Origin of the sequence: Paenibacillus sp. FSL R5-0517, from assembly GCF_037974355.1 — a bacterium.
In the GTDB taxonomy this organism is placed as follows: Bacteria; Bacillota; Bacilli; order Paenibacillales; family Paenibacillaceae; genus Paenibacillus.
Map to the genome: position 1 here is coordinate 3,959,863 of NZ_CP150235.1, position 21,863 is coordinate 3,981,725.

Annotated in this window: 16 protein-coding genes; 5 read left to right on the top strand and 11 right to left on the bottom strand. The window is 44.6% G+C overall.

The features are described from left to right. The first annotated feature begins 124 nt into the window (after window positions 1–124). On the top strand, window positions 125–1,300 hold the full coding sequence (locus MKX40_RS17405) for a M20 family metallopeptidase (RefSeq protein ID WP_339234434.1): 1,176 nt from the start codon (window positions 125–127) through the stop codon (window positions 1,298–1,300). 264 nt (window positions 1,301–1,564) lie between these two features. After that, window positions 1,565–3,331 (top strand): alpha-glycosidase, encoded by a 1,767-nt coding sequence (locus MKX40_RS17410; RefSeq protein ID WP_339234435.1) that lies wholly within the window; start codon window positions 1,565–1,567, stop codon window positions 3,329–3,331. Between the two features lie 143 nt (window positions 3,332–3,474). Here the strand turns inward: MKX40_RS17410 and glgA are convergent, their stop codons facing one another. Both glgA and glgB read right to left on the bottom strand, forming a co-directional pair. Continuing rightward, window positions 3,475–4,917 (bottom strand): glycogen synthase GlgA, encoded by a 1,443-nt coding sequence (glgA, locus tag MKX40_RS17415; protein WP_339234437.1) that lies wholly within the window; start codon window positions 4,915–4,917, stop codon window positions 3,475–3,477. Then, entirely contained in the window at window positions 4,914–6,920 is a 2,007-nt protein-coding gene (glgB, locus tag MKX40_RS17420; RefSeq protein ID WP_339234439.1) for a 1,4-alpha-glucan branching protein GlgB, read from the bottom strand. The genes glgA and glgB overlap by 4 nt, the downstream gene beginning before the upstream one ends. Before the next feature lie 193 nt (window positions 6,921–7,113). Here glgB and MKX40_RS17425 point away from each other — a divergent pair, with 193 nt between their 5' ends. Beyond that, window positions 7,114–8,340: a glucose-1-phosphate adenylyltransferase gene (locus tag MKX40_RS17425; protein WP_339234441.1), complete on the top strand. Its 1,227-nt coding sequence runs from the start codon at window positions 7,114–7,116 to the stop codon at window positions 8,338–8,340. A gap of 108 nt (window positions 8,341–8,448) precedes the next feature. Here the strand turns inward: MKX40_RS17425 and MKX40_RS17430 are convergent, their stop codons facing one another. From MKX40_RS17430 to MKX40_RS17450, 5 genes are all read right to left on the bottom strand, one after another. Continuing rightward, window positions 8,449–9,948 carry a HAMP domain-containing sensor histidine kinase gene (locus MKX40_RS17430; protein WP_339234443.1) on the bottom strand — a complete coding sequence of 500 codons (1,500 nt, stop codon included), beginning with the start codon at window positions 9,946–9,948 and terminating at the stop codon, window positions 8,449–8,451. Continuing rightward, on the bottom strand, window positions 9,945–10,643 hold the full coding sequence (locus MKX40_RS17435) for a response regulator transcription factor (protein WP_017688086.1): 699 nt from the start codon (window positions 10,641–10,643) through the stop codon (window positions 9,945–9,947). The genes MKX40_RS17430 and MKX40_RS17435 overlap by 4 nt, the downstream gene beginning before the upstream one ends. Further along, complete coding sequence (locus tag MKX40_RS17440; RefSeq protein WP_339234445.1) at window positions 10,636–11,838, bottom strand: hypothetical protein; 1,203 nt, start codon at window positions 11,836–11,838, stop codon at window positions 10,636–10,638. Before MKX40_RS17440 ends, MKX40_RS17435 begins: the two co-directional genes overlap by 8 nt. Before the next feature lie 139 nt (window positions 11,839–11,977). Then, on the bottom strand, window positions 11,978–12,703 hold the full coding sequence (locus MKX40_RS17445) for an ATP-binding cassette domain-containing protein (RefSeq protein WP_339234447.1): 726 nt from the start codon (window positions 12,701–12,703) through the stop codon (window positions 11,978–11,980). Between the two features lie 83 nt (window positions 12,704–12,786). Beyond that, window positions 12,787–13,977 carry an MFS transporter gene (locus MKX40_RS17450; RefSeq protein WP_339234451.1) on the bottom strand — a complete coding sequence of 397 codons (1,191 nt, stop codon included), beginning with the start codon at window positions 13,975–13,977 and terminating at the stop codon, window positions 12,787–12,789. A gap of 208 nt (window positions 13,978–14,185) precedes the next feature. On the opposite strand from MKX40_RS17450, the gene MKX40_RS17455 reads away from it, so the two are divergent. Both MKX40_RS17455 and MKX40_RS17460 read left to right on the top strand, forming a co-directional pair. Continuing rightward, a complete protein-coding gene (locus MKX40_RS17455) occupies window positions 14,186–15,106 on the top strand; it encodes a helix-turn-helix domain-containing protein (protein WP_315935822.1) in 921 nt (306 codons plus the stop codon). Window positions 15,107–15,155: 49 nt separating this feature from the next. Beyond that, a complete protein-coding gene (locus tag MKX40_RS17460) occupies window positions 15,156–15,920 on the top strand; it encodes an HAD family hydrolase (RefSeq protein ID WP_339234454.1) in 765 nt (254 codons plus the stop codon). Window positions 15,921–15,948: 28 nt separating this feature from the next. Here the strand turns inward: MKX40_RS17460 and MKX40_RS17465 are convergent, their stop codons facing one another. From MKX40_RS17465 to MKX40_RS17480, 4 genes are all read right to left on the bottom strand, one after another. Further along, the gene (locus MKX40_RS17465) at window positions 15,949–18,288 is read right to left on the bottom strand and encodes a DNA topoisomerase 3 (protein ID WP_339234456.1); all 2,340 of its coding nucleotides are present in this window, start codon (window positions 18,286–18,288) and stop codon (window positions 15,949–15,951) included. A gap of 125 nt (window positions 18,289–18,413) precedes the next feature. Further along, window positions 18,414–18,905, bottom strand: a complete 492-nt coding sequence (locus MKX40_RS17470; RefSeq protein WP_339234458.1) for a Fur family transcriptional regulator — start codon at window positions 18,903–18,905, stop codon at window positions 18,414–18,416. Between the two features lie 232 nt (window positions 18,906–19,137). After that, entirely contained in the window at window positions 19,138–20,625 is a 1,488-nt protein-coding gene (locus tag MKX40_RS17475) for a glutamate synthase subunit beta (protein WP_339234460.1), read from the bottom strand. A gap of 614 nt (window positions 20,626–21,239) precedes the next feature. Further along, entirely contained in the window at window positions 21,240–21,728 is a 489-nt protein-coding gene (locus tag MKX40_RS17480) for a dihydrofolate reductase (protein ID WP_339234462.1), read from the bottom strand. Window positions 21,729–21,863: the final 135 nt, after the last annotated feature.

Here is a 21,863-nt window from a genome sequence, read left to right on the forward strand (position 1 = left end):
ATAAAGTACAATGCATGATTATGCAATGCATTTTGAAATTACAAATCTTGACTTGTTTCTGAAAAAATAAAGCAAACATGATATAATCAATGAATTATTTTCATTACGCATAAGGAGTTTACCAATGACATCTAAAAAATCACAAATTCTTACGGTTATTGATCAATATGCTTCCCGTTTTAAAGCCATTTCATCATATATCGGTGCGAATCCCGAACTGGGAAATGAAGAGTATCTCGCTTCTGCCCGTTTGAAAGAAGAACTTCTCTATCATGGTTTCACTGTAGAGGCTCCTATTCTTGGACTGGAGACAGCCTTTATCGGAACGTATTCCGCCGCCAAACCCGGCCCTACCATTGCATTATTGTGCGAATATGACGCGCTGCCGGAGATCGGTCACGCTTGTGGTCACCATCTGATCTGCATGATGAGTCTTGGAGCTGCTGTTGGGCTTAAGGCCATTCTGGATGAAGTAGGTGGAACAATTAAAGTGTTTGGCACACCTGCTGAAGAGACTCGTGGTGCCAAAGTTCCGATGGCGGAAGCAGGCTTGTTCGATGACTGCGATGTTGCCCTTATGGCGCATCCATACTATGCCTACGAAAAGTCAGGCAGCTCGCTGGCGATTGATGCTGTTCAATTTGAATTTCATGGTCGATCTTCACATGCTGCCGCAAGTCCGCATGAAGGCATTAATGCTCTGGATGCCGTCATTCAAACGTTCAACGGAATCAATGCATTCCGGCAACAAGTGAAAAGTACCGTTCGGATTCACGGTGTGATCAATAACGGAGGTCAGGCAGCAAACATCATTCCTGACTACGCTTCTGCACAATTTTATGTGCGTGCTGCAACCCGTAAAGAACTGAATATCCTCACTGAACGTGTGATTCAGATCGCTGAAGGTTCTGCGCTGCAGACAGGTTGCAAGCTCGTGACATCCAACTATGAAACGTCCTATGACGAGATGGTCACCAATGAGGCATTCTCAGCGGCATTTAGTCAAAATCTGATGGAACTCGGTATCCCGCAAGAAGAGATTGTGAGTGGTAACGATCATGGCTCCATGGACATCGGTAACGTTTCCCTGAAATGTCCCGCAATCCACCCCTACATCCGTGTAGTGGATGAAGTTCATACCCTGCACTCCATTGCCTTCCGTGATCTTGCACTTCAGGACCGCGCGCTGGATGGCATGATTCTGGGAGCAAAAGCACTTGCTACAACAGCCTACGACGTACTCAGTCAGCCAGAACTGCTTCAAACCATCCGAACGGAATTCGAGCAAGCTATTCGCTAAGAATCTAATCAACATGTGATATAGGCACCCTAAACAGACTTGAATTCCAAGCTGTTTCAGGGTGCCTTTTTCTTAATTAGCTGTACGTATATTCAGCAAGAAGCTGGAGATGCTGTGAAAGAAACCTTTGAAAACGATGAAAATAATTCATTTTATTACAGTAAATGTGGTTCATTTGCTGGCTAACTTGGTTATTTATTGATATAAGTACGTGTTCAAAAAGACCGGTTTTCATAACTTATCCTATATTGAGGAGGTGCTGTCATGCTGCTCGAAGCCATGTATCATGTTCCTCGTGACAAGTGGGCTTATGCCTATAATTCGTCTACCATACATCTGCGTGTACGAACCAAACGAAATGATGTGCAATACGTGACTGCACTGACCGGAGATAAGTACAATTGGAACGGAACGTATAAGGAAATACAACTGGAGAAGGCTGCTGCGGATAGCATGTTTGATTATTGGGAGGCTGCCGTCAAGCCACAATTCAAACGTCTCACCTATATATTTCGAATAACCGCCGGTTCGGAAGATGTTTTTCTTGCCGATAACGGAATTCATTATGAGCTCCCCTATCCAACCGGAGGATATTATGAGTTCTCGTATATACATGAAATCGATGTGTTTAAGGTACCTGAATGGGCCAAAGAAGCCGTCTTTTATCAGATCATGACTGAACGGTTTGCTAATGGTGATCCCAAGCTGAATCCTCCAGAAACGCATGAATGGGGTGGCAAACCGGAGTTGGACAATTTTTTTGGTGGAGATCTGCCAGGTGTGCTGGATCATTTGCATGACTTGACCGAACTTGGCGTGAACGCCATTTACTTTACCCCGCTATTCCAAGCCAATTCCTATCACAAATACGACACAATAGACTATAAAAAAGTCGACCCTCATTTTGGTGACAATGCCCTGCTCAAACAATTGACAGAAGAATGCCATCGTCTGGGTATCCGAGTGATGCTTGACGCTGTGTTTAACCATTGCAGTGAAGACTTCCCTCCTTTTCAAGACGTTCTCCAGAATGGAAAAAACTCAAAGTATGCCGGCTGGTTCCACATCAATGAATATCCGATTCAGATCAAAGACGGTATCCCTACCTACGATACATTTGGTTTCTATGGCAACATGCCCAAGTTCAATACAGCCAACCCAGAGGTTAAAGCATATCTACTTGATGTAGCAGAGTACTGGATTAAGGAAATCAAGCTAGATGGCTGGCGTCTGGATGTAGCCAATGAAGTGGACAACCATTTCTGGCGTGATTTTCGCAAGGTTGTTAAGGCGGCGAATCCGGAAGCCTATATTGTTGGTGAAGTATGGAGCGACTCCTTAACCTGGCTTATGGGTGATCAATTCGATTCCGTCATGAATTACCCATTTGCCGACAAAGTGCTTCAGTTCTTCTGTGGTTCAATGGATGGTTATAACTTTGCCAATGAGATGGGTTCACTGATTATGCGCTATCCACAACAAACCAACGAAGTCATCTTCAATATGCTGTGCAGCCATGATACCCCACGACTGCTGACCCGGTTAGGAGAAGACAAACGCCGTTTAAAGTTGTCGGTTGTATTTCTTTTCACCTATATCGGTACACCCTGTATTTTCTACGGCGATGAGGTGGGAATTAGTGGTGATGCTGATCCAGATTGTCGAAAATGTATGGAATGGGCCCCCGCCAAGCAAGACAGAGAACTGTATGATTTCTATCGTCTGATGATTGATTTACGTAAAAGCAATGAAGCCCTGCGTAAAGGACGCTTCCGTTTCCTTAAGGCGGATCACCATGATCCCTGTATTGTGTACGAGCGTGTGGATGACAACCTTCACTTTACCGTATGGATGAATAATACACCTCAAGATCGAACGCTTTCTCATCCCATGGAAACGAAAGACTGGAAGGATGCATTAACCGAAGAGCCTGTATTTCCAACCGATGGAATGATGAATATTAAACTTGACCCGTATGGGTACCGCATTTTGTATAGACAGCTTGATCAGACAAACATCCAACACTATTGAAGTTTATATTCAGACATATAAAAAAAGAGAAAACACTTCCACTGTCTCAGATGCTGACTTTCATTCTGAACTTAGGAAGTGTTTTTGTTTATTAGTTTAAAAAAAGCCGCAGCATGATATGCTGCGACTCATTCAGGATTACATCAGTTTACAGGCTCATGTGTGATCCGGCGATATATGTCCATATATTCTTCAGCTGAGACGTTCCAGCTGTATTCCCCGCTCATTGCATTTTTCACAATCTTCTTCCAATGTTCTGGCTGTTTGTAGATTTCCTCGGCACGTCGAATGGTATTCATCATGTCATGTGCATTAAAGCTAGTGAATGAGAATCCATTCCCTTCTCCAGTATACTCATTGTATGCCTGCACAGTATCATTCAGCCCCCCCGTTTCCCTTACCAGAGGCACACTCCCATACCGCAGAGCCAGTAACTGACTAATACCACATGGTTCGAACCTCGATGGCATCAGGAAGATATCACTCCCTGCATAGAAGCGGCGGGATAACCCATCGTTAAACGTGATCTGGGCAGACATTTTGAGCGGATAACGATTAGCGGCTTCACGGAACCAGTGTTCATACGTTGGCTCTCCTGTTCCCAGTACAGCGAATTGAATGTCATCATAGTACAACAATTCATCCAGGATACGGCAGACCAGATCAAGCCCCTTTGAGTCCACGAGCCTTGTCACCATCACCATGAGAGGTACATCGGGACGAACTGGAAGCCCAAGTTCCTTTTGCAGCTCAATTTTGTTCTCCGTTTTCTTGGCCAGACTCGTTCTGTATTTCACTGGAATTTTGGTGTCCGTTGCCGGGTTGTAGCTCTTGGTATCAATCCCGTTCACAATCCCGCTGAAACGATCTCCAAGTGAACTTAGCAGTCCGTCCAATCCGTATCCATAATAAGAGGTTTGCACCTCCTGAGCATATGTTGGGCTCACAGTTGTCACATGGTCAGCATACACAATTCCTGCTTTCAGGAAATTGACATTACCATAATATTCGGCTCCATCTACGGTGAAATATCGATCGTCCAACTCAAGGATTTCACTGAATAACTCATGCGGGAATACCCCTTGGTACAACAAGTTATGTATGGTGAATACCGTACGAATATCACTGTAGAATGAATCATGTCTGTAATGGGCTTCAAGTACCAAAGGAATCATTCCTGCATGCCAGTCATGACTGTGCAGCACGTCAGGTTTGAACTCAATCTGTGGCAACACTTCGAGAACTGCACGGTTGAAGAAGGCGAAACGCTCGCCGTCATCCATATACCCGTACACTCCATCACGACCAAAATAATACTCATTATCCACAAAATAAACTGGAATTCCATCATAAACCAGCATTTCTATTCCACAATAAGGTCTGCGCCAACCAAGAGGCACATCAGTTGTGATGACTGGTTGCAATGCCTCTTTATATTCATCAGGAATCCCTTTGTATTTAGGCATAATCACCCGCACGTCTGCCCCGTTCTTCTTTAATGCGAAAGGGAGAGCACCGATTACGTCAGCAAGGCCACCTGTTTTGATAAATGGATGTACTTCAGCAGCAGCAAATAGAATATTCATGCCTTTGTCCTCCTCTTCGGCTTTAGCGTGTTGTTTTCTTTCTTATTTTTCGTTGTTGAACTGACGGAAGTAATACTCGCAGGCGATTCATCCGTTTTCCGACGCGTGTTCTTTTTTAGAATCACAATGCTCAGCGGAGGCAAAACTAATTCAAGACTATGCGGATGCCCATGAAAAGGAATCTTTTCGGTAGGCAGTTGCATATCATTAGTAATGCCTGAACCGCCGTAGACGGAATGGTCACTGTTCAGAACTTCGGTATACATACCGGGACGCATGACACCAATCCGGTAACGCTCCCGCTTGACCGGCTGAAAGTTTATGAGCACAAGGAGTGTATCCGCAGGTTTTTTTCCTTTGCGTACATATGAAATGACACTCTGGTCCTGATCATCCGGAGTGATCCATTCATAACCGTCCAAGGAATGATCAAGCTCCCACAAAGCTTTTTCGCTCAAGTACAGGTTAGACAGCTCACGCTCAAACTGATGTAAATTGCGGTGACTGTCATAATCCAGCAAGAACCAGTCCAGTTGATCCTCATCTTTCCATTCGATGAACTGGCCAAATTCTCCACCCATAAACAACAGCTTTTTCCCTGGGAAAGTCATAAAATAGCCCAGAAAAGCACGCATGCCAGCAAATTTCTGCTCATAGGTTCCTGGCATCTTGTCGAGGAGCGACTTTTTGCCATGAACAACCTCGTCATGAGACAGAGGAAGCACATAATTTTCAGCAAAGGAGTATACGACCGGGAAAGTCAGCAAATGATGTTTGGAAGGACGTTCATGAAAATCAGATTCCATGTAATCAAGCGTGTCATTCATCCAGCCCATGTTCCATTTGTAGTTAAAGCCCAGACCACCTTCATGTACTGGTAAAGTCACCATTGGCCATGCACTTGATTCTTCAGCCATCATCAATGCATAAGGGAAATACTTAAACACCGTCTCATTTAGCTGCTGTAAGAAAGCTACAGCCTCTTTGTTTTCAAGACCACCTTCATCATTGGTACGATATTGTCCTGGCTGCTTCTCAAAATCAAGCCGAAGCATACTCGTAACTGCATCAACACGGAGTCCGTCAAAATGATACATCTCCATCCAATATAATGCATTGGAGATCAGAAATGAACGAATTTCAGGTTTCGAGTAGTCAAAGCTGAGTGTACCCCAACCCGGCTTCTCCGCTAACATCGGATCTGCATACTCATACAAAGGCGTACCATCAAACATACGCAGCCCATGAGCGTCTTTGGCAAAATGTGCAGGAACCCAATCCAGCAATACGCCAATCCCAGCCTGATGTAATGTATCCACCAGGTACATCAGATCTTTCGGATGCCCATAACGACTGGTTGGCGCGTAAAATCCTGTGTTTTGGTATCCCCACGAAAGGTCGTATGGATGTTCACTGAGGGGCATCATTTCAACATGTGTATATTTCATTTCTAATAAGTAAGGAACAAGTAAATCAGCCATCTCGCGATAATTATAGAGGCTTCCGTCTTCTTTTCGCCTCCAGGTTCCCATATGCATTTCGTAAATATGTAGAGGTTTGTTATACATGGTACGTTGTTTGCGTCTCCAGGCTCCATCATTCCATTTATACCCTTCGATTGAACTGGTGACAGAAGCTGTCTGAGGTCGAACCTCTGCTTGAAACGCGTATGGGTCCGCTTTGAGCAATTCTGTGCCATCTTCCGTTAATATTCGGAACTTGTATAAAGTTCCTTCACTGATTTCCGGAAAAAAACGACTCCAAAATCCTGATTCGGGTATCTTATATAAAGGTTCCTTTTCGCCTTTCCATTCATTGCGGTCCAGAGCCAGTCCTACTTCTGCGGCATTTGGCGCCCATACGGTAAAGCGATACCCCTGAAGGCCATCGCAAGTCTCAGGCTGTGCGCCCAACATTCGATAACTGTGATGAAGGTTTCCTTCATGAAATAAATAAATATGCTCCGGCAATATATCCGGATGTGCTAACGGTTGAATGGCCAAGAGATCACCTTCTTCTCAAGAAAATAGATATAACAGTTACCATTACCCCATTCTAGCCAAGTTGAAAAGAAAAATGCGGTGCTTTAGAAAATGTTGTATTTTTTCTGAATTTTTACAGCAACAATAGTTTCAATTGTTCTACTTTGCGTTAATGATGTACTACAATGCACAATATTTTGGGAGGGAAACGATTATGTTTAATAAAGATTGCATCGCTATGCTGTTGGCGGGAGGAGAAGGGAAGCGATTAGCCCCTTTAACCTCGAGTATCGCAAAACCCGCTGTACCGTTTGGCGGGCACTACCGGATCATCGATTTTCCTCTCAGTAACTGCGTAAACTCAGGGATCGATACTGTAGGAGTATTGACGCAGTACCAAGCGGAATCGTTACATGATCATATTGGTGGAGGAGAACCATGGGGACATGGCAACTCAAATGAGGCAGGAATTTCCTTACTTCCATCTTATCATACAGGAAATGACGAATACTTGGGAACGGCGGATGCTATTTATAAAAATATTGACTATATTGATCAACAAAACCCCGAAAATGTTCTAATTTTGTCGGGTGACCATATTTATCATATGAATTATCGTGATATGTTGGAGGCTCATCAGGCCAATAATGCCGCAGCAACGATTTCAGTTATGGAAGTTCCTTGGGACGAAGCACATCGTTTTGGCATTATGGCTGCCGATGCTGATCTGCGTGTAACAGAATTTGCCGAGAAGCCGGCTGAACCAAAAAGTAATCTGGCTTCAATGGGCATTTACATGTTCAAATGGGAGTACTTGAAGCGCCATCTATTGGAAGATGCTGCTAACCCTGAGTCCAGCCATGACTTCGGTAAAGATGTTATTCCACAGATGTTGAACGAAAACAATCCCCTTTTTGTCTATAACTTTAATGGGTATTGGAAAGATGTCGGTACAGTTAAGAGTCTGTGGGATGCCCATATGGACCTGCTCTACAACGATGAGAACTGGAGTCTGCAAAAAGAAAACTGGCCGATGTTTACTCGCGGCTGGCGTTCCAAGCCAAGTGCTTACAAAGCCAGAAATGCGAAGATCGAACAGTTAGCTTCCATGATTCATGACTCTTGTGCCATCGAAGGTCGTGCAGAACGTTCCGTTATCTTCTGCGGCGCTGAAGTAGGTAAAGGCTCTGAGGTTAAAGACAGTGTCGTTATGCCTAACGCACGTATAGGCCGTGGGGTTCACATCGAACGCGCCATCATCGGTGAAGGTGCAATTATCAAAGACGGTGCAATTGTGAAGGGTACAGCGGATGAAATTGTTGTCGTTGGACCTAACGAGGTCGTCTCTGCCAAACCGGCTGTCCGTACGCAACCCGTTCGTATGTTGAAAGAAGTATATGAAAAAAGTGGGCGCTTGCGCGCTGGTGAACTTTCTTCATAATGAAATAAACGTTATACAAAAAAGGCGAGCCTTGGATGGCTCGCCTTTTTGATATTGATATGAATATTGTGAAGCAGACCTGGTCGGTGATCGCAAATGGATTCAAGCTTAAGACTTTTCCTGATCCAATTTTACATCACTTGCTGCTCGTTCTTCAGGCAATGCATGATCACCAGACTGCGTTACAGATTCTTCTGTACCCGTCTCATCAGCCACAGCCGGTAACGTCACCGTAACGATTGTACCCGATCCAAGTTCACTCTGCATCGTAATTGTTCCCTCATGCAGTTCAACCAGTTCTTGCGTAATCGCAAGTCCCAGTCCCGTTCCCCCATTTTGATGATTGACCTGGAAGAAGCGATCCCGTACTTTAATCAGGTGTTCTTCACTAATTCCGATACCGGTGTCTTGAACCGCTGCAATAATCTGACCATTCTCTTCTTTAACAGACAAGAAAATCCAGGAATTCTCATGTGAAAATTTGATCGCATTATCTACAATGTTTAAAAAGACTTGTTTCAGTCGATTCCCGTCTCCATGGACATTATAAGCTCGAGTCTCGTCTGTTTCCAGCTTCAGATGAACCTGTTTTTGTTCCGCTTTGGCCCAGACATTCAACATCGTTTCCTGCACAATTTCACGTATGTTGACCGTTCCTTTAACCAGCTTCATCTGATTCTGCTGCAATTTGGAGAAATCCAGCATCTCTTCGACCAGTCCAATCAATCGTTCGGTTTCTTTGGAAATGATACCCATGCCGATACGGGTTTCTTCCGGATCATAACCGCCTGAGTCCAGTGTCTCGCTCCAGCCCTTGATACTGGTCAGCGGTGTTCTTAATTCATGGGAGATCGACGAGATAAAATCATCCTTGATCTGATTGCTGCGCACAATCTCATGTGCCATGAAATTAAGTGTTGATGCCAATTCGCCCAGTTCGTGCTTGTAATTCCCCTTTACCCTGACATCCAGCCGTCCTCTGGCCATTTGGGCAGAGACTGCGGTGATGTTGTTGATTGGACGTACAATGGAATTCGCCATCCCAATACTAATGATCAAAACGATAGCAAGCACGCCAATACCGACCGCAATTGCAAGCATTCCCATATTCAGTAGTTTGGAGTTCACATTTTCAAGCGATGTAAGGTACCGAATAACATACGTATTTTCGCCGCCAAGATCAAACTTATGTGAAACGGCCATGACAGATTCTCCAGTACCTGGTTGTCTTCCAATCCAGCGCCCCATATCCCCGTTCAAAGCCTGCATAATATCACTTGTTTGCAGCACCGCACGGTCGGATTCAAAAGCAGTTGAACTTGCCAATACACGCCCGTTCAGATCCAAAATTTCCAATTCAGTATTGGACAGTGCCAAATTTACAATTAATCTGGACAGATTATTGCCATCTTCCGTGTTATTCTCACGAGCGATCGGCTCGAAAAAGTCCTTTGAATTGGAAATGTGGGTACTAATCGTATTGTAGATACTTTCATAATAATACCTTTGCACTGCTAACATAAATACGAATTCGACCAACAGCAGAGCAAGAAAAACTACAAAGAAATAATGTAGTACGATCTGCCGTGTAATGCCTTTTTTAATCATTGCTCCCGGCCCTTCCATTTGTACCCGTGACCCCATACAGTCTGCAGGTATTCGGGCTCGGAAGGATTGTTCTCAATTTTTTGACGCAAACGACGAATGTTAACATCCACAATTTTGGGATCACCCATGTACTCTTTTCCCCATACATGATCTAACAATACATCGCGGCTGAGCGGTGTATTCTCTTTTTCCAGGAAAAACTGAATCAGGGAAAACTCCGTTGGAGTCAGCTCAATGGCTTCATTTTGTTTCTTAAATTGCTTCGAAATGAGGTCCAGCGAAAATGGTCCGGACTGGAACGTAACCTTCGCCGCAGTTTCCCGATGCACGTTCACACGGCGTAATAACGACTGAATACGTGCAATCAACTCTGTTGGGCTGAAAGGCTTGCTTACGTGATCATCTGCACCAACGGAGAGTGCGTACACTTTATCCTGCTCCTGAACTTTCGCGGTCAAAAAGATGATGCCCAGACGTTCATTGGTTTCACGGATCCGTCGACACACCTCGAATCCATCAATACCTGGTACCATGACATCAAGCAGAGCCAGATCAATATCCGGTACTGTTTGCAGTATGCGAAGCGCTTCATGACCGTCACCCGCTTCAAGCACTTCGAATCCGTTTCTCTTTAAATTAATCACTATAAAACTGCGGATGGATTCTTCATCCTCAAGAATAAGTACTTTACTCATTAAGTTCTCCCTTTCTATTCAGCTGAGAAATATTGCTCAGTGCATCTTTACCCGCCTCTGATTGTGCTACTCGTGAAGCAATAACCCGATCTTTGGTACGCGTAATTTCCTTCCAGCTTTTACCCTTCTCCTGTTCCCACTTGGAAAGGGTGAAATATTTGATCTCTGCCACGGTTTCATCCGTATCAATCATTTTAAATCGAATATATTTTTCCTTTTCCGATTTGGTGTCTATAGTGATCTTACCGTACCACTCTGGCTTGAGATTTAGATGAAATAAATCAGCATCATCCCGGAATTGGAACGAGACAAATTTCTTGCCTTCTTTGCCATCCCATTGATAATAGGTATAGAACCACAACCTGGAGTCAAAAACGTAATGCTCCCAACCTTTTGGAGTCTCTTTAAGTCCAAACTCAATAATACCATCATTATCGACATCACCGCTTAAAATTTTGTCATCTCTATACGTTTGATCCGGTGATTTAAAAGCATTAATTAACTTGTTATCCTTAACATACATGATTTGCGAGAAGGAACTCCGATCATCCAGCTCAATATCCAGTACAATCCCCATTTGTCCTTTGGAGATCTCTCCACCAAGAGCACTATAAACTTCTTTAACCGTATAATCGGTCTGCACCCGATCAACTTCCTTGAAGCTGCCATCTTCATACTGATATAAAGCAGTGGTTGCAAAGCCGCTGTTGTTGAGCGAAATGATAACAAAATCGCTCTTGCCGTCCCCACTCAAATCCAGCGTGTTTCCCTGCGCATCATCAATAATATACTGGTTATATGGTACTCCGCCCAGAACCTGCTCCAGCGCCCCGCCTTTATAAGAGTAGGCAGTCAAAGCTTTCTGCTCCTGTAAACTTACACCAAGAATAATATCCGGATTCCCATCATTCGTAATATCCAATACTTTAAAGGATTGCAGCTCATTTCCCGGCACATCAAATGTAAGCTTTTTAACCCATGCGCCTCCCTGCTCTTCCAAAATCATGCCATGGATTCGCACATTCTCGTTTGGTGTCTCATAAAAGACAATTGCTTCTCGAGTTCCATCCCCATTCAGGTCTTCTACCCGAATCATACTGGTGTTATTCATATCCTTGGGACGGATCAAGGTGCTCTCTGGTGGTAATTTAAGCTGAACCACGTTGTATAGTTTTTCCTTATCTGTGGACATCATTGGTTTTCTCATCAAACCCTTGGGGTCACTTATGACTGTGCATCCGCTCAGAACAGAACCAAGCATAATTGCCATAGTTCCTGCTGCAATGAAGCGTCCCCACCGTGAATTAAACAATCTCATCACTCTTTTCAATAGTTTAAATCTGGTTTTTTTCTTGCTGCGTCAGTCTCCGTCCACGAATATCAAAAGCAATCTTGCCTTCTGCCAATCCCCAGATCCGCGTGGCATGTTTCTCAGCAAGCTCAATAGGCAGTACTGCAATGACTGTAGCACGTTCTTCTTTACATAATTTGCGCAATGTTTCCAGCACCGAATCTGCCGTGTGAGGGTCAAGACCAATCACAGGTTCGTCGGCCAGAACCACTTTGGCACCATGAGCAAGTGCTCTTGCAATGGCAACACGCTGCTTCTCGCCACCACTAAGCTTTTCTGCGATTTGATGTGCCTTATCGAGTAATCCCAATCCTTCGAGATAATCCATAGCACCCATATAATCATCGGAACGTACCATACCGGTTACCATTCTCCATACTGGAGTCTGACCCGATCGCCCGATTAATACATTTTTAAGAGCTGTACGTCTGGGGAATAACTCAGGATTTTGCTCCAAGTATGCCCATTCCCGTTTGATTTTCCGTTTTCCAGACCAGCCTTCTTTCAAGATCTCGGCACCATCCACCGTGAATCGGCCAGAATCCCATTTTTCCATCATGGCCAAACATTTAAGCAACATGCTCTTACCGCTGCCGCTTGAACCAACGACAGCAATCATCTCACCTTGTTGCATATCAAATCGAATATCCCGCAGAACGGGAACGCGGTCCACGCCAACGGATTTACTCAAGTTCTCTACTCTGATCATCGCGATGTCTCCTCTTGTCCATGTTTTTCCCTACCACTAGTGTACTCGGAAATGGACATCAATTTCCATGCGAACACCAGCTTCTATTTTAACACAGATTCGAACTCAGGTTTACGACGAAATAATATACCTGCCACACCAAAAAGAAGGTACATGATTCCAAGCAGTGTGAACATACTTCCGGGTGAGATCCAGTTGATCATCTGACCACCCAGATTCGGTCCGATAATGCTTCCAATCGTGAAATGAAAGGATGCCACCACGTTGGCTGCGGGCAGCAACACTTTAGGCAAAATGTCTGCGGCATAGGCCAAGCCCAATGAGAAAAAGGAACCGACCAGACCACCTGCGATCGTTAACAATACAAGTGTCCACCAGAAGTGCGTACCTGCAACAGGAACCAGCATGAATACAATCCCCCCACTGATGCCCGCAAACATCAATATCTTCTTACGCCCATATCGGTCACTCAACATTCCGAGGGGCAATTGAAGGAACAAACCTCCAATACCGATAAATGGAAGCAACGATGAAATCTGATTGGTATCGAATCCAATCCGAAGGCCGTACACGGGGAAGTTGCTATTCATACCGGCCTCCATATATCCGTATAAGAGTGCTGGTAAAAGTGCATACCAGGCCCATGCCAGACTGCGACGGAAGCGACGTTCCGGCAGTTGGCCATGCTCTGCTTTTTCCGGTTTCGTATCCGGAAGCTTCATTAATACTAGGATAAGTACTGCTGCAATACAGATGAACAAGACCCAGAAAGGGACAGCATCACCGAAGCCAAGCAGCTTTATTCCGAGAGGACCAATACTGAATCCGAGACCGTAGGACATGCCATATAACGATATGTAACGTCCACGCTTTTCAGGTGCAGTAACAAGCAGCACCCAGAGCTGGGCCGCATAATGTAGTGCGCTATCTCCTATTCCAACGACCAGACGTAAAATGAACCATATTTTAATATCCGGTAAATAAGGAAACAGGATCAAAGGAACCATGACCAATAACAGGCCGCCTACAATCAGCTTTTTGAACCCCAATGCACCCAGTAGTCGCTCCGCAACTAACGTCATGGCAAATGAACCAACGTACAAGGCGGCAGCGTTTAATCCGTTTAAACCTGGTGAAACCCCTTTTTGCTCCAAAAAAATCGAAAGCACAGGAAGCAAAAGCCCTTGACTTATGCCCGCCACCACAATAACCGTAATCAGAATCAGATAATTGGCTGTCGAGTGTGATCGTTTGGGACGAGTAATCGATGACACGAATTCATTCCTCCTGCAAGCACACAAAGAAAAATCGCCATCGCTGACGACTTTCGTATGTTATACATATGGTTTTAAACTGCTATTCATAGACCAGGGCTTTGCCCCGGACTTGAACATTATAGTGGACAACGCCCTGCAAAACAAGCCATAATAGTAGTTAAGTCGCTGCGTACATTTAGATGTGACGGGAGGATTCTGCAACATTATGGCTTATCATGTGAAAATTGATGTTTCACCGATATATGAAATGCTTAACAGCTTTCTGGTTTATGTCACGAAAAAATGGATTCAGCATCTGGATATTGGTCCTGAATGGATTCTGGAAGTGGAAGGCAAACTAAGTTCCAATGTACGAGCTGCGCTCGCACCTGCTGCCACTTGGCCTTTTGATGATTTTGATGTTTTGTTTGCATGGGCAGCATATCAAAATGACACATCAGAGAATCGTGATTTCCTGGACATGCTTGCCGGAATGACAGCGGAAGACTTATATGCACGTGTGTCTCCTCTTCTGCCCGCACTTACAATAGAAGAATCTACACGCATTCGGAACAGTTATGTCCCATTATTGCGACTATGGGATGAACACTACTGCCAGAATATGAGCGAAGATCAGCGTGTATGGCTGGAAGAAGATGCCGAGGAAAAACGCATTTTGCTTGATAAAATGGGCTCTGAACTGCTTATTGAATATGCTACAGCGGGCGTTCTTGTTGAACCGATGCCTGGATTGAACGAAGTTATCCTGTTTCCAACGGTGCACAATCGCCCTATTAATATGTACTGCTTCTATGAGGGAATGATGATTATGCAGTATCCGGTAGATGCACCTGAAGAAAATGAAGATCAGCCGCCAACATGCCTTTTACGATTCACCCATGCACTGGCTGATCCCGAAAGACTTCGCCTGCTTCGTTACGTATCGGATGAACCCAAGTCTCTTGCTGAGATGTGTGAAGAATTGGGCAAAGACGAAGATACGGTCAAAGATCAGGTGATGGCGCTGCGCATCGCAGGTCTGCTGCGAACTCATCTGCTCGGAAGCAACCGTAAAGAGAAATACAGTATTCGCCCAGATGGCGTATCTGAATTGAATATGTTTCTGGAATCTTACATTCGCATATAATTCATTTGACCCAATGTGGAGTTGCTGGCTACAAGGAGTGAGTTAGATCATGAAATTAATGAAACAACATATTTTGTTTGACCTTGATGATACACTCGTATACTGCAATAAATATTTCAACCTGATTTTGGGAGAATTCTTTGAGAATATGCAGGAGTGGTTTGATGGACATTCTTTGACAACGCAAGAGATCCGTGAGAAACAGCTGGAGATCGATGTAACCGGAGTGGACAAGCTTGGCTTTGCAAGTCACCATTTCCCGCAATCCCTGATTGATACCTATCGTTACTTTTCTGGGAAGTTTGCCAGATCAACTTCTCCCAGAGAAGAATCTTATCTGAGCAAGTTGGGTATGAGCGTGTACGAACAGGAAGTTGAACCCTATCCTCATATGGTTGAAACGCTTGAGAACCTCAAAGGCGCAGGACATTCCCTCTACTTATATACCGGCGGCGAAACTGTGATCCAGCAGCGTAAGATTGATCAGATGAAACTCTCGGCGTATTTTGATGATCGGATCTATATCCGACAACACAAAAACATAGAGGCACTGGAAGGCATTCTGTCTAACGGTCCGTTTGATCGTCGTGCGACATGGATGATTGGCAACTCACTGCGGACAGACATTATGCCCGCGGTAAAAGCCGGAATACACAGCATATATATCAAACAACCAAATGAATGGCAATACAACATCGTAGAACTTCAACCCAATCCGGAAACATCGATGTATACCATCACTGCACTGGAAGAGGTACCCAAAGTCATACACGAAAATATACAACAGCAGCAACAAAAAAGGACCCTTGGATAAGGGTCCTTTTACTTTATCATGACTAACATCAAGCATCCTGTTTCTCACCAGATAACTTGCCTGTTACCACGTCTTGCAAAATAATACGTGCCTTCACGGTACTCCCGTCTTTTCGTTTGAACGATAGGACCTGGGTACTCCCCTTCTCAATCAGCGATTTTAACATCGTACTGGTGATTTTCTTGCCCGCATACTCTTTCCATACCACAAACGAACAGCCTTCCTTGAAACGTGAGCATCCATAACCCTTCTTGCCCTCTATAATCTGACCTGTACAGCCGGGAGAAGGACAAGGTGCCAGTAACTCTCTCACTCCGGTTGGGCTCGCAGTGGAAGATGGCGCCTTGTTGGTGGTGCTTTTCGCACTGCCGGCTCTCGATGAAGATGCCGAAGTCTGACGGGACGTTTTTACAGTTGAACCGCCACTAGCTGTCTTGGATGATGTCCTTGTATTACCTGCCTGGGTTCTGGCTCCCTTGCCTTTCCCCCTGCCTGCACGCGAATCTTCTCCAAAAGCATCTGCCGGCGCCGGGGCTTGCACACGAACCTTCTCAATGATGGACAACGTAAATTTCTTAACGTTCTCCATGAACTTGTCCTGCCCCGCCTCACCTTTGGAAATCTGATATAACCTTCTTTCCCATTGGCCTGTCATCTCGGGTGAGGTTAACAGATCTACGCCTGCTCGGCGAATCAATTCGATAGCCGTTCTGCCTTTGAGCGTTAACTGCATTTTTTTCCCCTGCATCGTAATGTAACCTACGTTTTTGAGGCGCTCAATTGTAGCAGCACGTGTAGCCGGAGTACCCAAACCACTGTCTTTCATCGCATCTCGCAGCTCTTCATTCTCGATCTGTTTGCCTGCACTTTCCATCGCTTTTAGCAATGTTCCCTCGGTATAACTTTTGGGAGGCTGGGTCGCCTTCTCTTTGAACTCACTTTTTGTACATTGAACAGGCAATTCAGGTTGTACGCTAAATGCCTTGTCCGTCCACTCTTCAGCTTCCTCTTCTTCATTGCCGTTTTTCTTGGTCTTCTTCTTGCCTGCCCCGCCCTGTTCCTGATCTCCGGAACCGAGAACCACTTTCCATCCGAGGGACAGCAGCTCTTTGACAGATGTCTTAAACTGATGTTTCTCCACTTCGGTGAGCACGGTATGTTGCTTATACTCCGCCGGAGGATAAAAGTGAGACAAGAAACGTCTTACTATCAAATCATAGATGTTCTGCTCATCCTTGGATAAGGTACCTGGTCGCTTCAAAGTAGGTAGGATCGCATGGTGATCTTCAACCCTGCTCGGATTACATACCCCTTTATTATTCTTATGAACAAGCTCTGGTTTAGCCCCTTGCGCAAGCTCACTATAGGTACCATTTTTAAGCAGGTTTAGCGTTTTATGCATACCTTCAATATTCTGTTCCGTAACATAGTTGGAGTTCGTCCGCGGATACGAAATTACCTTGTGTTTTTCATACAAGGCCTGCGCGATATCCAGTGTTTTTTTGGCACCATATCCGAATTTGGCATTGGCTTCACGCTGTAAAAGGGTCAGGTCATACAAACGATATGGATACTCCTTCGTCTGCTTCGCTTCATATTTGGTAATCTGCCCTGTCTTGCCCTTCACACTGGTTGCAATGGCCTCTGCTGCCTCCGCATCGGTCAACTTATCTCCTTGACGCAGTCCCCGGTACTCGACACCTTCCTGCCGAAACCAGGCGGCCACTTCATAAAAGGTCTGCGACTGAAACGCTTCAATCTCTATTTCCCGATCATAGATTAGCGCGAGTACCGGCGTCTGCACACGGCCTACAGACAACAATGCATTATGACGGGTTGTAAATGCCCGTGAGGCATTCATGCCGATCAGCCAGTCGGCTTCACTTCTGGCGCGAGCAGCATGGGTCAAATTTTCAAATTCAGAGGCATCCTTCAGACCATCAAAACCACGCCTAATGCTCTCTGCTGTCAAATCCGATATCCATAAACGCTTTACAGGCTGACGCAGCTTCAATTGCTGTTGTATAAGAGCGAAGATGTACTGCCCTTCTCTCCCTGCATCGCAAGCATTAACGATCGCTGAAGCCCGTTTCGCCAGTTCTCCAATCATTTTGAGCTGATCTTTCGTTCTCGGATTGGGTACAATCTTGAACTGATCGGGTATGATCGGCAGATCCGCTATATTCCAACGCTTGTACTTCGTATCATAGGCATCCGGTTCAGCCAGTCCAAGCAAATGCCCTATCGCCCATGTGATGATGTAATGCTCACCCTCCAGATAGGTGCGATTGTTCTTGGCCTTTGGTTCTATGACGGCAGCAATGGTTCGACCCATGTCGGGTTTTTCCGCTATAACCAGTGTCTTCATCCGTCCATCTCTCCTCCTTCACCGTCCGCATGACGGCAAAAAGGGGCCTTCCGCCGACGGAAGCCCCTTGCTTCTGATACATATTATATCAGATTTTGGATTCGGGAGCACCCTCCCAGAATGAATTAAACTGCAGCCTGTTCTTTCAGTACATGTTTTAGTCTGCACTCTTTGCATACACCTTGGAAATCCAGACGATGATCCGTGACAGCAAAGCCATACTGACGCTCTATCTGTTGTTCCAAACGAAGCAGACCATCTTCCATAATCTCTTCTACTTTCCCACATTCGGTACAGATCAAGTGATGGTGATGATGAGAACCATCTGTACTTCGCAGATCGAAGCGAGCAGCACCATCGCCAAAGTTAATCTTTTCAACGACTTGAAGATCACTCAGCAGTTCGAGAGTTCGGTATACCGTAGCCAATCCGATCTCAGGGAACTGCTCTTTAACCAAGAGGAAAACTTCCTCTGCACTAAAATGATCCTTTTCATGTTCAAGCAACACACGTACAGTAACTTCCCGTTGTTGTGTTAACTTATATCCTTTTTCAACCAATTGATTTTTAATGTGAAATATCTGTTCTGAAATGGACTTGTCCCGGTTACTTGCCATAGCAGGTCGCACCTCCGGTTTATATTCATTGAAATTTACTTTTATCGTACGGATTCGTGGTTTCATTCAATCCTTATTTATAATTATTATAATATAATAATAAATCTTTATCACGTAAAAAGCAATGCTATTGCTCACACTTATATGAAATATGTAGTCAAATTGGTTAAAATAACAGCAAACAACCCTCGCTGATCGCGAAGGTTGTCATTGATATCTCGATCTATACTTTTTACACCAGAACCGAAGCACCCATCAAGTATTTGTCCACTTCACGAGCAGCCTCACGGCCTTCATTAATTGCCCATACAACCAAACTTTGGCCACGACGCATGTCACCTGCTGCGAATACTTTATCCACATTGGTGTTGTATTTGCCGTAACGTGCCTTAACGTTAGTACGACGATCTGTTGTAAGACCCAGTTGCTCTACCAACGTTTGTTCCGGTCCATCAAAACCAATGGCAATCATGGCCATCTGAGCCGGGAATACACGCTCCGTACCAGGAATCGGCTGATAAATTTTGCGACCAGTTTCATCCACAATACGCTCGATCTGTACTGTATGCAATTCTTTGAGGTTCCCCTCATCGTCTCCGACAAATTTCGTTGTCATGATGGAGAATTCACGCGGATCTTGACCAAACAATGCTTTGGCTTCCTCTTGTGCATAATCAAGTGTGTATACGTTCGGGAATTGTGGCCAAGGGTTGTTAATGCGATCACGTTCCATAGGTGCTTGGGTATGCGTACCGAATTGAGTGATCGTACGACAACCATGACGAAGCGATGTAGCTACACAGTCAGATCCTGTATCACCGCCACCAATGACGATAATATCTTTGTCCTTAGCGGACAGGTATTGACCATCTTCCAGATTGGAGTCCAGATAGCTCTTGATACTGCCATTCAGGAAATCCATGGCGTAATGAACGCCTTTCAAGTCGCTGCCTTCAATATTGAATTCACGCGGCTTCGTTGCACCACCACACAATACAACAGCGTCATATTCATCCACCAGTTGTTGTGCTGCAATATCTTTACCGATCTCGGTGTTTGTAATGAATTGGATCCCTTCTGCTTCAAGCAGATCGACACGACGTTGAACGACCTTTTTATCCAATTTCATCGTTGGGATACCGTACATCAGCAATCCGCCGACACGGTCCGAACGCTCATATACGGTTACCGAGTGTCCTGCTTTATTCAACTGAGCCGCAGTAGCTAGTCCCGCTGGACCTGAACCTACCACAGCTACACGTTTACCCGTACGTTTTTCAGGAGGCTCCGGAACGACCCATCCTTCTTCGAAACCTTTTTCAATGATTGCTTCTTCAATCGTTTTGATGGTTACAGGCTGACCGATTAAGCCAACTGTACAAGATCCTTCACAAGGAGCTGGACAGATGCGACCTGTAAATTCCGGGAAATTATTGGTTTTGTGAAGGCGCTCAAGTGCTTCTCTCCACAGTCCGCGATATACAAGATTATTCCATTCCGGAATCAGGTTATGCACGGGGCAACCTGACGTGCCGCCAGTCATATCTATACCTGTATGGCAATACGGGGTACCACAATCCATGCATCGTGCACCTTGTGTTCTGAGTTCTTCTTCAGCCATGTGTTTATGAAACTCTTCCCAATCCTTGATCCGCTCCGCTGGCTCACGATCCGCTGGCAGTTGACGTTTGTATTCCATAAATCCAGTAGGTGTAGACATCTTACGTTTTCCCCCATCCGTTCTTGTCTTAATCCCTTCATGTGCATGGTTCTATATGAAATGGATTACTCATTACTTGAGTTTTTGTCTATTGTATCACAAAATCTTCTCGAAGATATTTCAATTATAGTAGCATTTACTGTGGTGAATATTAAATGGATTATCCGCATAATTATTTGTATTTTATACATCATATCTTTGAAGTCTACCTATGGTCAATACCCTTATTTTGGCGTTAAATGTGGTCTTGAACTCCGAAATCTGGTGTTTGATAAAGAGTTAATAAGTCGAAACGTCATATAAATGTTAGATAATTTGTCATGAAATTCAACATATTCTGCTAGGAATCGTTCGTATTTCCGAATTCCAGACCTCTTTTAGGGCTTCACAACGTTAAATCCCCAAATCTTTTACACTTTTTTACTATTTAATGCTGAATCGTATGTATAATATACATACATTTCAATCATTCATGTTATATAAATGTAATATGGATTCCATTCTAAACAAATGGCTATGTTTTTATAAAGAAAAGACGCTGTTCACGAATATTTCGCAATCAGCGCCTCCCATCATACAACCACGACCGAAGTCAGGATTTTTATATGCCATATTTACTGTTTACGCTCATAAAATTCAAACGTATATGCGTGAACATTTTTTTCATCCTGTTCGCCTTCAATCTGGTCAATCAGTTCCCATTCAGACCAATCCACGTCGGGGAAAAACGTATCTCCCTCAAAATTCTCATGAATTTTGGTCACCACAAGACGATCTGCAAAGGGCAAGAACTCGCGATACACTTGGGAACCTCCAATTACGCACAGTTCCTCACCTTTGGTTACGCTCAGCCCTTCTTCAATCGTATGTACGATCTCAGCCTGGTCCACCTTGTAGTTCAGATCTCTTGTCACTACGATATTACGGCGCTGAGGAAGCGGCTTACCGCCAAAAGATTCCCACGTGTTACGTCCCATAATAATCGTTTTGTTTAACGTACGTTGTTTGAAAAAGGCCATATCTTTGGGTAACCGCCATGGAATCGTATTATTCAATCCGATCACACCGTTCTCCCCCATTGCCCATACCAATTCAATACTCAAGGGTAATACACTCCTTCAATCCAAGTCTCTTCTAGAGGTTGTTCAAAAAATCCACTTTTGATTACGAATCATGCCTAGCGGCATCATCAGCGTCGAAGTTGAAATTCAACCGAAATGTCCGTTGCTCACGTAGTT

What these genes read in the sequence shown, in the direction of transcription:
- MKX40_RS17460 (WP_339234454.1), top strand. Translation starts at nt 15,156, where the DNA reads ATGAAATTAATGAAACAACATATTTTGTTTGACCTTGATGATACACTC.
- MKX40_RS17475 (WP_339234460.1), bottom strand. Translation starts at nt 20,625, where the DNA reads ATGTCTACACCTACTGGATTTATGGAATACAAACGTCAACTGCCAGCG.
- MKX40_RS17430 (WP_339234443.1), bottom strand. Translation starts at nt 9,948, where the DNA reads ATGATTAAAAAAGGCATTACACGGCAGATCGTACTACATTATTTCTTT.
- MKX40_RS17455 (WP_315935822.1), top strand. Translation starts at nt 14,186, where the DNA reads ATGGCTTATCATGTGAAAATTGATGTTTCACCGATATATGAAATGCTT.
- MKX40_RS17465 (WP_339234456.1), bottom strand. Translation starts at nt 18,288, where the DNA reads ATGAAGACACTGGTTATAGCGGAAAAACCCGACATGGGTCGAACCATT.
- glgA (WP_339234437.1), bottom strand. Translation starts at nt 4,917, where the DNA reads ATGAATATTCTATTTGCTGCTGCTGAAGTACATCCATTTATCAAAACA.
- MKX40_RS17435 (WP_017688086.1), bottom strand. Translation starts at nt 10,643, where the DNA reads ATGAGTAAAGTACTTATTCTTGAGGATGAAGAATCCATCCGCAGTTTT.
- MKX40_RS17440 (WP_339234445.1), bottom strand. Translation starts at nt 11,838, where the DNA reads ATGATGTCCACAGATAAGGAAAAACTATACAACGTGGTTCAGCTTAAA.
- MKX40_RS17445 (WP_339234447.1), bottom strand. Translation starts at nt 12,703, where the DNA reads ATGATCAGAGTAGAGAACTTGAGTAAATCCGTTGGCGTGGACCGCGTT.
- MKX40_RS17405 (WP_339234434.1), top strand. Translation starts at nt 125, where the DNA reads ATGACATCTAAAAAATCACAAATTCTTACGGTTATTGATCAATATGCT.
- MKX40_RS17410 (WP_339234435.1), top strand. Translation starts at nt 1,565, where the DNA reads ATGCTGCTCGAAGCCATGTATCATGTTCCTCGTGACAAGTGGGCTTAT.
- MKX40_RS17425 (WP_339234441.1), top strand. Translation starts at nt 7,114, where the DNA reads ATGTTTAATAAAGATTGCATCGCTATGCTGTTGGCGGGAGGAGAAGGG.
- MKX40_RS17470 (WP_339234458.1), bottom strand. Translation starts at nt 18,905, where the DNA reads ATGGCAAGTAACCGGGACAAGTCCATTTCAGAACAGATATTTCACATT.